This window comes from Polyangium spumosum, assembly GCF_009649845.1.
Classification (GTDB): domain Bacteria; phylum Myxococcota_A; class Polyangia; order Polyangiales; family Polyangiaceae; genus Polyangium; species Polyangium spumosum.
The window spans coordinates 230720-244921 of sequence record NZ_WJIE01000009.1 but is presented as its reverse complement, the minus strand read 5'-3'; the positions used below and the strand labels follow the sequence as shown (position 1 = coordinate 244921).

Sequence of the window (14202 nt, the reverse complement as noted above, 5' to 3'; positions counted from 1 at the left end):
ACCGCGTCCTCCCCCGGATTCCATCGTTTGCCGTGACGGCGCGATTTCCTGGGTGAAGGCAACGACGGATGTTGTCAGACGACGCAATCGACCGCGAGCTGACGAAAGCCTGAATGTCGAATCCGGCGTCGCCTGAGGATTCGCGCTTGCAGGGAGGACGGCCCGCGCCTCCCGCGGACGGCGCTCGCTCAGGCCTTCTTCGGGCCGGTCACCGGGACGAACGAGCCGTGTTGCACGCGGTCGGCGCCGGGCTTCGGCAGCGCGCCGGGGAGCACGGTGATCTTCGCTTCGCCCACGATTTGCCCGCGCGAGGCGACCCACTCGTTGCGCTCCTCGATCCACGCGGTGCATGCGGCGCGGACCTCGTCCGAGATGCCCCGCGGGTCGTCCGGATCGGCGAGCTGCAGGCCCGTATCGTAGCGGAACCGGACCTCCATCGGGCGGTTCGGGTCGAGGTTCTTCTGCGCCTCGCGGTGCGCCGCGCGCGCGGCCACGTTCTCCTTCTCGCGCGCGAGCGCCGCGGCCTCGGCGGCCTTCTCGCGCACCTCGGCGAGGGCCTTCTCCGCCGCGCGCTCCTCCTCGTCGAGCGGGCGCATCGCGCCCTTGAGGCGATCGTTCTGCTCGCGCGAGAGGCCCTCGAAGACCACGCCGAGCACGTCCGTGAAGCGCGGCCGCTCGCGGAGCCACGCCGTCGTCGCCTCCTCGTCCGGGAACTCCTGGAAAGACGTCTCGCCTGTCTTCAGGTTTTCGAGCTTGAGCATGATCTTCATGCTCGGCATCATCGCCGGGCTCGAAGCGCAAGGCAAGGGCATGCGCCTTGCTCGCCCGCCGGCGAGGAGAGGCGTCGATGCTCGCCGGAAAATGCGCGTTTATCGGGATCGTCCTTTCGACGATCGCGCTCTCGTCCTGCCGGCCCGAGCCCCGGGAATCCGAGGACGTCCTGTCGCTCGAGCCCACGAAGGCCCTCTGCGGCCCGGGGCTCGTGCGGCGCGGCGACGCCTGCGAAGCGCCTCTCTGGGCGGAGATCGCGCCGCTGCCCGCGAGCGCGCGGCGCATGAGCGACGTCGCGGACGTGGACGGGCGCGAGGCGTGGATCGTGGGCCGAGGCGGGCTCGTATTGCACAGCGATGACGGCGGCGAGCGCTTCGAGCGCGTCGATCTCGGCACCCGCGAGGACCTCGCGTTCGTGTGGGCGGACGAGGCGGCGATCGTCGTGACGTCCGCGCGGCGCGCGTGGGTTTCTCTCGACAAAGGGAGGACGTTCGAGCCTTCGCCCGAGGCGCCGGCCGAGCTCACGCGTTGCCTCCGCTTCTCCGGCCGCGTGGTCTGCGGCTCGGCGCAAGGCGGCCTGTACCATTTCGAGCTCGGCGCCGCGGCGTTCGAACACGCGCCGCTCGATCCGGGGCGCACGATCGTGCAAGCCGGCCCCGGGTATCTCGTCGTCGCGACCGAGACTGGATCGACGACGCGAATCCGCGCGACGGAAGCCCCCGACCTCGACGCCTTTCACGGAGATACGGTCTTGCCGGGCGGCTACCCCGGCTACGTGGATTCCTTGTGGGTGTCGCGCCGCGAGCTCCTCGCCTGCGTGATGGCCGAGGACACGGACGTCGGCGGGATGGTTATTCATTGCTCGACGTCGCGGGGGAGCGCGTTCGAGGCGCGAGGCTCGATCGCGCCGGAATGCGCGCGGGGGCCGCAGATCGAGGGTGGATCCGGCTCCTTTCACGTGATGACGCATTGCAACACCGTCGACATGCCGACCACCTTCGAGGTCTGGACGTCGCGCGACGGCGGCGAGACGTTCACGCGCGGCACCTGGGGCGCCGAGTTCGAGAGCTCATGGCGCGGCGCGAACCGCATGAGCTTCGGGACCCCGAACCACGGCCTCTTGCTCACGCACAGGCTGCTCCGCTCGACCGACGGCGCGCGGAGCTCGGAGCCGATCGAAGAAAACGCCCTCGCGGCCGATTGGCCCGGCGGCCTGAACGAAAACAAGGCCTTGCTCTTCCCCACGAAGGCGCGCGGGTACGTGATCGCCATGCAGAACACGACCGCGGTCTTCCGATATCGGCTCCACCGCACGGACGACGGGCTTCATTTCGACGAGGGGCGTGATCTCGACGCGTTCACGGACGAAGGGATCCCGACGCCCGTCATGGCGGCGCACGGAGATCGGCTGTGGCTCGCGCTGCCGAGCGAATTCGTGAAGCGGACGTTCCTGCGCAGCGAGGACGGCGGCCGGACCTTCCTGCCCGATGGTTTTCCCGGACAAGGGCAGCCGGTCGCGGCGGTCGCGCTCGGGCCGGGCGGCCTCGGGTTCGTCGCGACCACGCGCGGGGCGGTGAATACACGCGCGCTCTACCGGTCGACGGACGGCGGCGCGACGTTCGACGCGGTGACATTGCCGGCCGGGACGTTCGTGCGCGACCTGCGTGTCCTCGATTTGCAACGCGTCGTCGCCGTCGGCGAGAACGGCCTCATTCTGACGAGCGACGACGCGGGGCAATCGTTCACGAGCCGCCGCGGGGGGAGGCCGGACGAGGAGAAGCTCCTCACGGTCGATTTCGCGCCCCAAAGCCGCGTGGGCTGGGCCGGCGGCGTCACGAGCGCGGGGCAGCCGCTCTTGCTTCGCACCGAGGACGGGGGAGAGACCTGGGCCGCGTCATCGCTCGAGGGAGGGTCGAGCGGCGCCATCGTCGAGGTCGCGGCCGCGACGCCGTCCCGCGCGAGCGCCGTCGTCGAGGCCCCAGGCGGCTCACGTTCCCTCGTCATGACAAACGACGGTGGGCAATCGTGGTCGCCGCGCGAGTTTCCCGGCGGCGACGAGCTCCGCAAGATTGCGCGGCTCCCGGACGGCGAGACGACATTCGCGCTCGGGGCGCACGGCCTTTATCGCAGCAGCACGCCCTGAGCGTCCCGCGTCATTTCTGCTCGGCGAGCTTCCGCCGCAAGAACACGCGCACCTTCTCCCAGGCGTCGGCCGCGCTCTTCTCGTCGTACCGTGATTGTTGCGAGGGGTTCGCGAAGGCGTGGTCGGCGTCGTAGCGGTGGACGGTGCGCGTGACGCCGGCCTGCCCGAGCGCCGCGTCGAAGGCGTTCACGTCCTCGGGTGGGATCGCCTTGTCCTTGTTCCCGAAAATGCCGAGGATCTCGGCCTTGATCGGCTTCAGCTCGTTCGGATCCGTGACGAGGTGGCCATAATAAATCACGGCCGCGTCGAGGTCGGGCTCGTGCATGGCGAACTGGAGCGACCAGGCGCCGCCGAAGCACCAGCCGATCACGCCGGTGCGCGTCGCCTGGACGCGCGGATCCTTCTCCAGGAAATCGTGCGCGGCGACGAGCGTGGCGAGCGCCTTTTTGTTGTCGACGCTCTTCATCGTGGCCATCGCCTCGTCGGGCGTCTTCGCGACCTTCCCGCCATAAAGATCCACGGCGAGCGCGGCATACCCGTCCTCCGCGAGGCGGTCGGTCCAGTGCTGGATGTGCTCGTTCAGGCCCCACCATTCGTGGATCACGAGGATGCCCGGCAGCGGCGCGGTTTTCCCCCTGGGCAGGCTGAGGTAGCCGCTCGTGCCGTCGATCGCGACGCGCTCGCCGCGCGGCGGCGGGGCCTTCTCGGCGCTGAGCTGGTGCAGCGCCTTGAAGGCCTCCTCGGAGAGCGTGCCCTGCATGCCCTCGGACGGGGACGTCTGGACCGTCGCGGGCGTGGTGTTCGCCGGCGTGGGCGCGCCGGGCTCGGGCGCAGGCGCGCCGCCGCAACCCGCGGCGAACACGGTGAGGCCCGCGAAAAACACGCGGGCAGAGCGGAGAAGACCATCGATTCGGACGAACCTCATGGCGCGCACTCTACACCGCGGCGCGGGCGAAGACAAAACGGGGCGAGCTCGTCTAGAATGGCTCGATGCGATACCGACGGACTCTCGCGCTCCTCGTCCCTTTCGCCCTCGCCGCCTGCGGTTCGGAGGCGGATCCCTCGAACCCCGCGGCCCTTTCGCCCGCGTCGCTCGCCCTCGAGCTCGCGCGGCAGGACGGGCCCGCGCCGCATCCCATCGAGGTCACCGTGCGCGTGACGTCGAGCGACGGCAAACCCGTGCCCGGGCTCGCGGTGGAAATCACGGCCGAGGGGGGTACGGCGGACGCGGCCGAAGACGTCGGGGATGGCACGTACCGGGCCACCGTGAAACCCTCGATCGCCGCGGGGGACGCGGGGGAAGTGGTGGTGCGCGCGAAGGTCGCGGATCTCTCGGCCGAGAGGACGGCGGTCGTCTTGCCCTTCGTGGGCGCGGCGTGGGGCCAGCCGGAGCGGGTCCCCGGGCTCGTCAATACCGCGGGCACGGAGGACTCGGCGGAGGTGAGCCCGGACGGGCAATGGCTGATCGTGAGCACGTATTCGCCAGCCGACCTGCTCTGCTGCATCGGCGGGAAAGATCTGCCCGGCTGCACGGGCGAGGCCGCGAGTCCGGCCGCGACCGAATGTAATACGACGCGCGGCCCGTACGCCGCTCCCGAGCGGCCCGACATGCCCGGCGCCGGACGGATCCTCTCGCCGACCGAGATCGACCACACCATCCCCGAGCTCGGCGTCGCGCAGGCGCTCTTCGCCTTGCCGCCCGTGGCCGCGTATGGATTCCGCAAGCAGCCGGACGGGTCGTTCGCCGAGCCTTTCGTGATCGCCATCGACATGAATGGCTTCACGTATTCGCCGTTCGGGTTCACCTTCCTCGGCGCGCCGGAGGGCGGCGCGGCGCCCGTGCTCTTCGCGTTCGACCCGCTGCACGGCCCGGACACGGCGCCCGATCTTTATCACGCGGACATCACGCTCGGCGCGCCCGTGAGCCTCGGGAAGTATTCGTTCGTGAACAACTTCCTGATCGCCGATCCCTTCCCCGCGACGCAGCTCCCGCTCACGCCGATGGAGCCCTTTCAATCGAATCCCGCGTTTGGTCACGGCCACGTCTGGTTCGACACCGAGGGGCCGGTGGAAAAGGACATCTTCGTGGCCAGGCCCTCGGGCGCCTTCCCGGGGGCTTCGTTCTCCGAGACGGTCGTCGCGGCGATCAGCGAGCCCGACGTCGAGGAGTTCCAGCCCTTCGTGGACGAGGCCAGTTCGCTCCTCTATTTCTCGCGCGGCTTCCGCGACATCGCGGCGAGCGCGTATTCGGGTGGCGATCCGGCGCTCCCGGCCTCGTTCGGGGATCCCGTGGTCGCGCTCGGGCTCGACGCGCCCCCCGACGGGCCGGGCGACATCGTGGGCATCGGAGAGCCGAGCCTGGCCCGTACGGCGGAAGGCGAGCAGTGGCTCTATTTCGTGTATTACGTCCGGAGGGAAGGCCACTACGACGGCTCGGTCGGGCGCGTCAAGAAACGCTAGCTCGAGACGTCACGGGCAATTCGCGCCGCACATGGCCTGCTCCTCCGCGGCGCAGGCCCCCGCGAGGCAAGACGCGCAATCGCCGGGGCTCTCGCCCTGGCACGTATTCGCGCAAGCCCCGGCCCGACTCGCCTTCTGGCAACGCACGAGCGCCGAGACCTCGGCCGCGATGGCCGGGCAGGCGCCGAGCACGCAATCGTTGTACGCGTACCCCTCCCCCTCCTCGGTCGACACCGCCTGCTTCAGGCAAGCGGCCGTCTCCGTGCCGTCGGCCTTCCCGTGGCCCACCCACGTCGCGGCGGGCGCGCCGCTCTCGTCCTCGCATCGCTCGAAATGGGGGTTCTTCGGGAAGTACGGCCCGATGAGCTGGCACATCTCGTCGTTCGAGGAGAGGCCCCACGTGATGGGCCGGCTCTCGCCGCTCCGGAAATCGCAGCGGATCTCGAGGGTGCTCCCCCGGGGCAGGAGCAGCGGCGGGTCGAGCTCGCGTACGGGCGGCTCCTGCCAGGACGTCGTCGAATAAATGGACGTGGCCGCGCCGGCGGGCGGCAGCAGCGTGGCCTCGAACGAGGCGCCCCGCGCGTGCATGTGCGATTGCAGGCTCACCACGTGCACGTCGTCGGGCACGGGGCAACGCATGCGCGCCGTGGCCTCGCTGTTGGGGGCGACGCGCAGGGCCTGGTTGTCCATGTAAAGGAGGCCGGCCTCGATCCGGAGATCCTCGGGAGGCATGGTGTAGACGTTGATGCGGGCGTCGACCTCGAGCGGGGCGCTCGTGGTGTTGAGGTAATGGGTGCTCATCACGAGCACCACGTTCGGCTCCACGACGAGGCCCACGCCATCGGGCAATCGATGGAGCAGCCCCACGCTGCCGAAGCTCTCGGAGCCGCCCAGCACGGCGTCGACCTTCCAGCGCGCGGTCGCGCCCTCGGAGCAATCGTGCTCCGTGAGCGCGTCGACAGCGACGCCCTCTTCATCGTGGGACGGAACCTGTCGATATGGGGTCCGGTACAGGAGGACGTGGTGTCCGCCCGGGCCGAACGCGACGTCTTGGCCCCGGATCACGAGCCCCTCGGGAGGCACCTGGAAGAGGCGACAACCATAGGATTCGACCCCCGGGGCGATCGTGGAGGTCATGCGGTATTGAATGCCCGAACCCCCGACAGGCGCGTCGAGGAGAGACTTTTCCGCCGGCTGCGTGGAAGGCTCGTCAGGCGCGCACGCTGGCGCGAGCAGCGCCGCGATGAGGACGATGTATTTGTTGGAGTTCAATGTTTCCCCCCCGTCGATCATGGCCCACTGCTTCGCAGATGTGCCCGGACGGGTGGGGGTTTGCACGCGACGTGCCCGGCGGTCCGGCCGGCGTCCGCCACGAACGATGACGCCTATTTCGCGGCCGGCGCTGGAGCGGGCGTGGGCGCGGCGGGCGCGGCGGCGGGGGCCGCGGGCTTCGCGGGCTCGGGCGGCGCAGGCGGCTTCCTGGAATAACCGAGGCCGAGGGTGAGCATCATTCCGTTACGTATCTGCCATTGCTCGGTGAGCTGGGGCTGGCGGACGAGCTTGAGCTCGTAATCGAGCGTCGCCCACTCGACCACCTTGAACGAAATGGCCGCGCCGATGTCCAGGTTGGTGAGCGAGAGCGCGCTCTTCTTGGCCTCTCCGGCCGCGGGCATGTCGTTGTTCCAGGCCGGGATGAGCGCGCCGACGCCGAGCTTGTAGGCGATCTTCTTGTCGTTCAGCGCGCCCCACACCTCGAGCGAGCCCTCGACGCCGAGCTGAAGCACGTCCCGGAGCTCCTGCACCTCGACGCGATCGGCCGTGGCCGCGTCGTCCTTCAGGATGAGCTGCCCGTCGGCGAAGGTCTGCAACCCGCCGAGGCCGACGCGCGTCTCCAGGTTGAATCGATCGCCGGAGACGGGGCGCGCGAACGGGCCGATGGTCTGCTTCAGCGTGAGGGGACGGAAGGGGTCGGTGAGCGTGAGGCGCCGCGCGGTGACGGTCTCGGTCGCGCCGGAGAGGCGGGCGATCGTGTACGTCGTGTCGTTGGGCCGGACGTCGAAGCCACGGAAGAGCGGCGTGCCCAGCGTGACGCGCGCGAACGGGCCGAACCAGGGGCGCACGAAATAGAGATAGGTGCTCTCCACGTTGAAATTGTCGGCGCTCTTGACGATGTCTTCGAGGGCCGGCGTCTTCGTGAGCGCCTCGTTGATGCCGAGCATCGTGCGCCACTCGTGGCCGCCTCTCCGGTACGTCGCCACGCCGTCGAACTTGAGGCCCACGGTGAAGGTCGAGCCATTGGGGGTGACGCCGACCACGTCGCGGGTATCCACGAGCGAGAAGGTGGCGCCGTTTTTCATGGTGATCTCGAGCCCGTCCTGCTTTGGCGGCTCGGCAATGGCGACGTCCACGTATTGCTTGGTGGCAACGTTCTGCGCGTGAGACGCGGCGGGCACGGAGAGGATCGCGGCCAGCATCGAGGCCGAAAGAAGTGTACGTCGAGCCATGGTTCCTCGGAGGTATTCGAGTCGGACGTTCGTCGCGGAGCGCCCGGTTCATGGCACGACAGCAAGGAAGATGCCATGCGCAAATGGCCCGAGATGGCCGAGGAGCGGGCCCGCGAGCGTCGCGCGCCCCCCCTACATCGATGCCTCGACGCCGCGCCGGGTGAGGCCTTTGGTCCTCACCCTCGGGCTCAGAGGCCGATGTTCAGCACGGGGAAGAAGCGGAGGCCGCCCTGCTTGGAGAGGTTGATGAGGCCAATCTGCGCGCCACGCAGGCGATCGGTCTGGTTGATGAGGCCTATCTGGAGCCCGCGGACGTGTTTCGTACGGTTGTAGAGGCCCATCGAGGTGCCCGTGAGGCGACTGCTCACGTTGGCCACGCCGAGCTGCACGCCCGTGACCTCGTCGGCGCCCGAGAAGAACCCGGCCTGGAGGCCGTGGATCTGGTCCTTGACGATGTTGACCACGCCGAGCTGCGCGCCGACGTGGTCGTCGCGGGTCATGTTCACGACGCCGATCTGCGAGACGCCGTAAAACTCCTCGCGCACGCCGTTGAAGGCGCCGATCTGGAAGACGCCCTGGAAATCGTCGGCGACGTAGTTGAAGATGCCGCCGAGCTGCAGGACGCCGCCGAAGCCCTCGCCGACGTAGTTGAAGATCGCGCTCGTCTGCAGGACGCCACGAAAGTCTTCGGCGACGTACGAAGCGAGGCCGAATTGCCCGACGCCGTGGAAGTCGTCCTCGATGATCACGTTGGCGCCGCCGGCCTGGAAGACGCCGTAAAAATCGTCGACGGCGATGTTCACCGCGCCGAGCTGGCCGATCCCATGAAACGACTCGTCGACGCCGTTCAGGAGGCCGACCTGGCCGACGCCGTAAAACGAGCCGTCGACGTAGCTCAGGAGGCCGACCTGGGCCACGCCGCGGAAGGCGCCGTCCTCCACCGCATTGGCGCCGCCGATCTGGAGGAGGCCCGAGAAATTCCCGTGGTCGATCTTGTTGTATGCGCCGATCTGCAATGCCCCGACGAACCCGCCGCCGCCGCGGCGGCCGCCGTATCCGTATTCGTCGTCCCAGTCGAGGCCGGCGCCGATGACGTTGTAGGCGCCGAGCTGCAAGCCGCCGATGAACGCCTCGGCCCCGTTGCGCCCGCCCATCTGCAAGAGGCCGGCGAAGCGGCGCGTGTCGTTGCGCAGGACCGCGACCTGCGCGAGGCCCACGAAGAGATCGCTGACGACGTTGCGGTAGAGCGCGACCTGCGCGCCGCCGTAGAACTCCTTCGCGAGGTTCCTGCCGAGCGTGAGCTCGACGCCGCCCCGGAAGACACGCTCGGCGTTGGTGTGCACGAGGCCGACCTGCGCGAGGCCCGTGAAGTGCTCGGCCGTCGCGCCGAAGAGGCCCACCTGTACGCCGCCGTAAAATTGCTTCGCCGAGGGCGTGACGAGCCCGAGCTGCCCGATGCCCGCGAAGAGGTCCGCCTCGGGAAAGACGCCCGGCTGGAGGAAATACCAGCGGTTCGGCTTGGGCGGCAGAGGCGGCGGCCTGTACGGCGGAGGCGGCGGCACGTACGGCGGAGGCGGAGGAGGCGGCGGCGGTGGCTCCTCCGTCGCGACCTCGACGGGCGGCGGCGGGATCGGGGCAGGCTCGATCGGCGGCGCGGCCGCGGCTTCCTGGGCCGACGCGGGGCCCGCGCCCGCCGCAAAAGAGCCCAGCGCGACGAGGAGAGCCACGAGCCACCCGCGCCTCGGATACGAGATCAGCATGTCGTCCGGCATGAACGCTCCGCTCCGGGGGAGCTTACAGGAAGGTTCCCCAGGAAAACCAGCGTGGAGGCGTCAGCGAAGACGGAACGCGCTCGGGGCGACCTCGTACTTGAGCATTTCGCCGAGCAGATCGTCCTCCGTGGCGACCACGCGGAAGCCGAGCTTCTCGAGGATGCGGCGAGACGCGAGGTGCCAGGTGAACGTGGAGGCCCGCACGGCGCGCACGCGCGGCTCGGCGAGCGCCCAGGCCACCGACGCGCTCACGGCCTCGAAGCCGAAGCCCTGCTGCTGCGATTCCTCCTCGATGCCGTAGGCCACCTCGACGAGGCCGGTCTCGTCCGGCCCCCCGTGAAATACCACGCTGCCGATGACCCGCCGGGCAGCCTCGCGCGACAGGGCCACACGATCACCCCAGAGCCGATGCTCGGGATCGGCGCGGACCGCGTCGAGCCGCGCCAGGAACGCCCGCTCGACGAGCGCGCGGCCCGGCCACGCGTTTGGCATCTTCGCGCCGAGGAGCGCCTCGGTATCGCTGCGGCGCCCATCGAGCACGGCCTCGACGACCTCCACCGACATGGGGACCAGCTCGAGGCGCTCGGTGATGAGCTTGGGGCACGACACGCCGATGAATTTCTCAAAGCTTCGACGCTCTCGCAAGCGCCAAAGGCCGACGCGCTGCGGCGAAGCGCTTGACAGCAGGCGCGCCCGGGTATGAAACCAATGGTCGCGCATGGCCCCGAGGAGCAAGCCCCTGCCCGCCGGAACGCTGATCGCGCGGCGGTTCGTGGTCCGCTCGCTCGCCGGCCGCGGCGGCATGGGCGAGGTCTACCGGGCGCGTGATCAGGAGACCGGCGAAGAGGTCGCGCTGAAGCTCCTGCATACGGACGCGACGTCCGTCGACGCCGAGCGCTTCGCGCGGGAAGCACGAATTCTGTCCCTGATCCGGCATCCGCGTGTCGTCTCGTACGTGGCGCACGGACAGAACGAGGACGGTCGGCACTTTTTGGCGATGCAATGGCTGGAGGGCGAGGACCTCGCAAAGCGGCTCGCGCGCGGGCCACTCTCGACGGGCGAGGCCTTGCTGCTGCTCCGGCGCATCACCGAAGGGCTCGCCGCGTTGCACGCGAGGAGCATCGTCCACAGGGACCTCAAACCCTCGAACGTGCTCCTCCGCGGCGGAGACATCGACCAGGCGACGATCGTGGACCTCGGCATCGCGCGGCCGATGGGCTCGTCGACGGGTATCACCGCGGCGGGTCGGCCGATCGGGACGCCCGAGTACATGTCGCCCGAGCAGGTGGGCAGCGAAGAGCCCGTCGGTCCGGCCTCGGACATGTTCTCGCTCGGCTGCATCCTGTTCGAGTGCCTCGCGGGTCGGACGCCGTTCGTCGCGACGGACCCGGTGCTGGTGATGTCGAAGATCCTGAGCGCGGAGGCGCCGAGCCTCCTGTCGTCGCGCCCGGGGGTGCCGCCGCCCGTCGCGGCGCTCGTGCAGAGCTTGCTGCGGAAAGACCCGGCCGAGCGGCCGGCGAGCGCGGCCTCGCTCCTCGAAGGGCTCGCCGAGCACCTCGATCTGGAGGCGCACAAGGGGGCGTTTTACCCGACCCTCGCGCGGGACGTGCAGGAGCTCTCGAGCGTGCTCGTGCTCTCGCTCCCGGAGGGCGCGGGCGCCGAGGAGATCGGGGCGATCCTCGCGCGAAACGGGGCGTTTTCGCGCGGCCAGAGGCCCGACGGGACCCTCGTCGCGGCGTTCGCGCGTTTCGGCGGGGACGCGACGGACCAAGCGACGGCGGCCACGCGCGCGGCGCTCGTGATCCGGGCCGCCGCCCCAGGGGCGACGATCGCGCTCGCGACGGGGCCCGCGTTCGTCTCGGGGGAGCAGCCGATCGGGCGCGCCGTGGATCAAGCGGCGGAGGCCCTCGCGGCGGAGGACACGCCGCGTGGGGTGGTGATCGTCGACGCCGTGACGGCGGGGCTCGTCGGAGGGCGGTTCCCGACGGCGCGCGAGGGCGGGCGGATCCTGCTCGCCGGCGAGGAGCTCACGCGGGCAGTCCGGCCCGGAGAAACCCTGCCGTTCGTCGGGCGAAAGCGCGAGCTCGACCTCTTGCTGCGCGCGTTCGAGGCGACGCGGGAGGAGCCCCTCGCGCGGGCGGTCGTGGTGGTGGCGCCGCCGGGCATGGGCAAGTCGCGGCTCTTGCAGGAGCTCCGCGCGAGGCTCGAGGCGCGCGAGGACGGCGTGCTTTTCCTCGTGGGTCACAGCGATCCGCTGGGAGCGCCGGCCTACACGATGCTGGCGGACGCGCTCCGGGGGCGCGGGCTCGCCGAGCTCACGACGAGCGAGGGGCGCGCGGCGACACGCGCGCAGCTCGAGCGCGTGTTGCTCGACGACCTGCGCGGCGTATGCGCGGAGCGGCCGGTGGTGCTGGCGCTGGAGGACGTGCACCACGGCGACGCGCCGAGCGTGCGGCTCGTGGAGCGCGCGCTCGTGGAGCTGTCGGACCAGCCGCTCTTCGTGCTCGCGCTGGCGCGGCCGGACCTCGAGGACGTCTACCCGCGGCTCTGGGGCGATCGGGCGGAGCGGATGGTGCTGTCGCCGCTCGTGCGCCGCGACGCCGAGGAGCTCGCGCGGGCGGCGCTCGGGCAGGGCGCGAGCGACGTGGTGGTGGAGCGGATCGTGGAGCGCGCCGCGGGAAACCCGCTGTTCCTGGAGGAGCTCGCGCGGGCGGCGCGGGCGACGGGCGGCGAGGAGGGCGCGCCGCCGGCGACGCTCCTGGTGATGCTGCAAGCGCGGCTCGGCAGGCTCGGGCCGGAGGCGCGCCGGGCGCTCGTGGCGGCGAGCCTCTTCGGCGCGCGCTTCTGGCGCGGCGGCGTCGTGGCGCTGATGGATCGGCAGGGGCACGAGGCGTCGGTGGATCAGGCGCTCGCGGCGCTGACGCGGGCGGAGCTTCTGGAGAAGCAACGGACGAGCAGGCTCGCGGGGGACGTGGAGTACGTCTTCCGGCACGTGCTCGTGCGGGAGGCGGCGTACGGGCTGCTCGGCGAGGAGGAGCTCGCGCTGGGGCACGCGCGCGCGGCGCTGTTCCTGGAGGCCGCGGGCGAGAGCGACGCGCAGAGCCTCGCCGACCACTGGCGACGCGGCGGCGACGCGGCGCGCGCGCGGGTGCTGCACGTGCGAGCGGCGCGCGAGGCGTTCGAAAGGAACGACCTCGAAGGGACACGCCTGCACGCGGCGAAGGCCGAGGAGCTCGGCGCGGAGGGGGCCGAGCTCGGGCTCGTGCGTGGCATGGCGTGCTCCGTCCTGTACTGGAACGGGGCCTGGGACGAGGCGCGCCGGAGGGGGACGGAGGCGCTGCCGCTCCTGCCGGAGGGCTCGACGTGGTTTTGCCGGGTGCTCGGGCTCGTCTGTACCCTCGCGGGGCTCGGGGCGGGCGTGGAGGCCTTCGCGGGTCACCTCGACGAGCTGCTCGCGCTCTCGCCGGATCTCGAGGCGCTGGGGGCCTACGCCGAGTGCCTCGGGCGGCTGCTTTGCCTGCTCGCGGTGCGGCTCGATCGGGGCGCGTCGAGCCGGGTGCTCGCGCGGATGCGTGAGACGCTGGAGCAGACGGGCGCGGTGGATCCGAGCGCGCACGGCTGGGCGCGGCTCGCGGCGTACGAGTACGGTCGGAGCGCGAAGCACGATCCGCTCGCGCAGCTCGAGCGGATCGAGGACGCGATGCGCGCGTTCGAGGCCGCGGGGGACGCGCGGATGCAGGTGGTCTGCGCGGCGCGCGCGGGCGAGGCGCTCGTGGCGCTCGGGGAGCACGAGGCGGCCCTCGCGCGGCTCGTGGAGGCGGAGGCGCTCGCGATCGAGCTCGATGACAGGCGCACGAAGGCCGCGGTGCGGCTCTCGCGTGCTTTGTTCCTGGCCGAGCAGTCGACGCCGGAGGCGCAAAAGGAGGCGCGCGCGCTCGCGGAGGCGCTCGTGGCGGAGGCGGGGCTCAACCCGTTCGACGTGGCGCTCGCGTGGGGGATCGCGGCGCGGGTGGCGCTCGTGGAGGGCGACGCGGCGCGGGCGCTCGTGGAGGTCGACAGGGGGCTCGCGCTCGTCGATCCGATGCGGCTCCGGCGCCTGTCGCTGACGGCGACGCGGATCCGCGCCCTCACGCGGCTCGGGCGGGGGGCGGAGTCGCTCTCGCTCGCGCGCGCGGCGCTCGTGGAGGTGCGCGCGGCGGGCGGCGTGGGCGCGATCGAGGTGGACCTGCGCCTCGCGGCGGCGGAGGCGCTGCGGGCCGCGGGCGAGGTCGGCGCGTTCGAGGACGAGCTCCGCGCGGCGCTCGGGCTGCTCGGCGAGCAGTGCGCGGACGTGCGTGATCCGGAGGGACAAACGCGCCTCTTGCGCGAGGTGCCGTCGAACGCGGAGGCCGCCCGGCTGGCGCGGGAGCAGTTCGGCGAGACGGCCGTGCTCACGTTGCTCGGGGCGGCGTAGAGCGACGAGGCGCGGCGCACGCGGCATACCCGAGGATGACGGGGCCGTCCCGCGTGGCGGTGGGCGTGGGGGTCCAGCCACGCGCGAGGCGCGCTTCGA

At 71.0% G+C, this 14202-nt stretch carries 9 protein-coding genes; 3 read left to right on the top strand and 6 right to left on the bottom strand.

The window, feature by feature from the left end:
• Positions 1 to 188: 188 nt before the first annotated feature.
• Positions 189 to 770 carry a hypothetical protein gene (locus tag GF068_RS28885; RefSeq protein WP_153822713.1) on the bottom strand — a complete coding sequence of 194 codons (582 nt, stop codon included), beginning with the start codon at positions 768 to 770 and terminating at the stop codon, positions 189 to 191.
• A gap of 77 nt (positions 771 to 847) precedes the next feature.
• Here GF068_RS28885 and GF068_RS28880 point away from each other — a divergent pair, with 77 nt between their 5' ends.
• Positions 848 to 2914, top strand: coding sequence for a YCF48-related protein (locus tag GF068_RS28880; RefSeq protein WP_153822712.1), 2067 nt, complete (start codon positions 848 to 850; stop codon positions 2912 to 2914).
• A gap of 10 nt (positions 2915 to 2924) precedes the next feature.
• Here GF068_RS28880 and GF068_RS28875 read toward each other — a convergent pair whose 3' ends face one another.
• Positions 2925 to 3839, bottom strand: coding sequence for a dienelactone hydrolase family protein (locus tag GF068_RS28875; protein ID WP_153822711.1), 915 nt, complete (start codon positions 3837 to 3839; stop codon positions 2925 to 2927).
• A 65-nt stretch (positions 3840 to 3904) separates the two neighbouring features.
• Between GF068_RS28875 and GF068_RS28870 the strand changes: the two genes are divergently transcribed.
• On the top strand, positions 3905 to 5374 hold the full coding sequence (locus tag GF068_RS28870) for an Ig-like domain-containing protein (protein WP_153822710.1): 1470 nt from the start codon (positions 3905 to 3907) through the stop codon (positions 5372 to 5374).
• Positions 5375 to 5383: 9 nt separating this feature from the next.
• Here GF068_RS28870 and GF068_RS28865 read toward each other — a convergent pair whose 3' ends face one another.
• The 4 genes from GF068_RS28865 to GF068_RS28850 form a co-directional block, all read right to left on the bottom strand.
• On the bottom strand, positions 5384 to 6646 hold the full coding sequence (locus tag GF068_RS28865; RefSeq protein ID WP_170319738.1) for a monooxygenase: 1263 nt from the start codon (positions 6644 to 6646) through the stop codon (positions 5384 to 5386).
• A gap of 113 nt (positions 6647 to 6759) precedes the next feature.
• Complete coding sequence (locus GF068_RS44460) at positions 6760 to 7878, bottom strand: hypothetical protein (RefSeq protein ID WP_206079576.1); 1119 nt, start codon at positions 7876 to 7878, stop codon at positions 6760 to 6762.
• A gap of 188 nt (positions 7879 to 8066) precedes the next feature.
• Complete coding sequence (locus tag GF068_RS28855) at positions 8067 to 9650, bottom strand: LA_2272 family surface repeat-containing protein (RefSeq protein ID WP_153822708.1); 1584 nt, start codon at positions 9648 to 9650, stop codon at positions 8067 to 8069.
• Between the two features lie 60 nt (positions 9651 to 9710).
• Complete coding sequence (locus tag GF068_RS28850) at positions 9711 to 10259, bottom strand: GNAT family N-acetyltransferase (RefSeq protein ID WP_338046610.1); 549 nt, start codon at positions 10257 to 10259, stop codon at positions 9711 to 9713.
• A gap of 109 nt (positions 10260 to 10368) precedes the next feature.
• On the opposite strand from GF068_RS28850, the gene GF068_RS28845 reads away from it, so the two are divergent.
• The gene (locus GF068_RS28845; protein ID WP_153822706.1) at positions 10369 to 14103 is read left to right on the top strand and encodes a serine/threonine-protein kinase; all 3735 of its coding nucleotides are present in this window, start codon (positions 10369 to 10371) and stop codon (positions 14101 to 14103) included.
• Positions 14104 to 14202: the final 99 nt, after the last annotated feature.

Bases quoted from the DNA above. Each gene is read 5' to 3' on its own strand.
- GF068_RS28855 (WP_153822708.1), bottom strand. From the start codon at position 9,650: ATGCCGGACGACATGCTGATCTCGTATCCGAGGCGCGGGTGGCTCGTG.
- GF068_RS44460 (WP_206079576.1), bottom strand. From the start codon at position 7,878: ATGGCTCGACGTACACTTCTTTCGGCCTCGATGCTGGCCGCGATCCTC.
- GF068_RS28870 (WP_153822710.1), top strand. From the start codon at position 3,905: ATGCGATACCGACGGACTCTCGCGCTCCTCGTCCCTTTCGCCCTCGCC.
- GF068_RS28885 (WP_153822713.1), bottom strand. From the start codon at position 770: ATGAAGATCATGCTCAAGCTCGAAAACCTGAAGACAGGCGAGACGTCT.
- GF068_RS28880 (WP_153822712.1), top strand. From the start codon at position 848: ATGCTCGCCGGAAAATGCGCGTTTATCGGGATCGTCCTTTCGACGATC.
- GF068_RS28875 (WP_153822711.1), bottom strand. From the start codon at position 3,839: ATGAGGTTCGTCCGAATCGATGGTCTTCTCCGCTCTGCCCGCGTGTTT.
- GF068_RS28845 (WP_153822706.1), top strand. From the start codon at position 10,369: ATGGCCCCGAGGAGCAAGCCCCTGCCCGCCGGAACGCTGATCGCGCGG.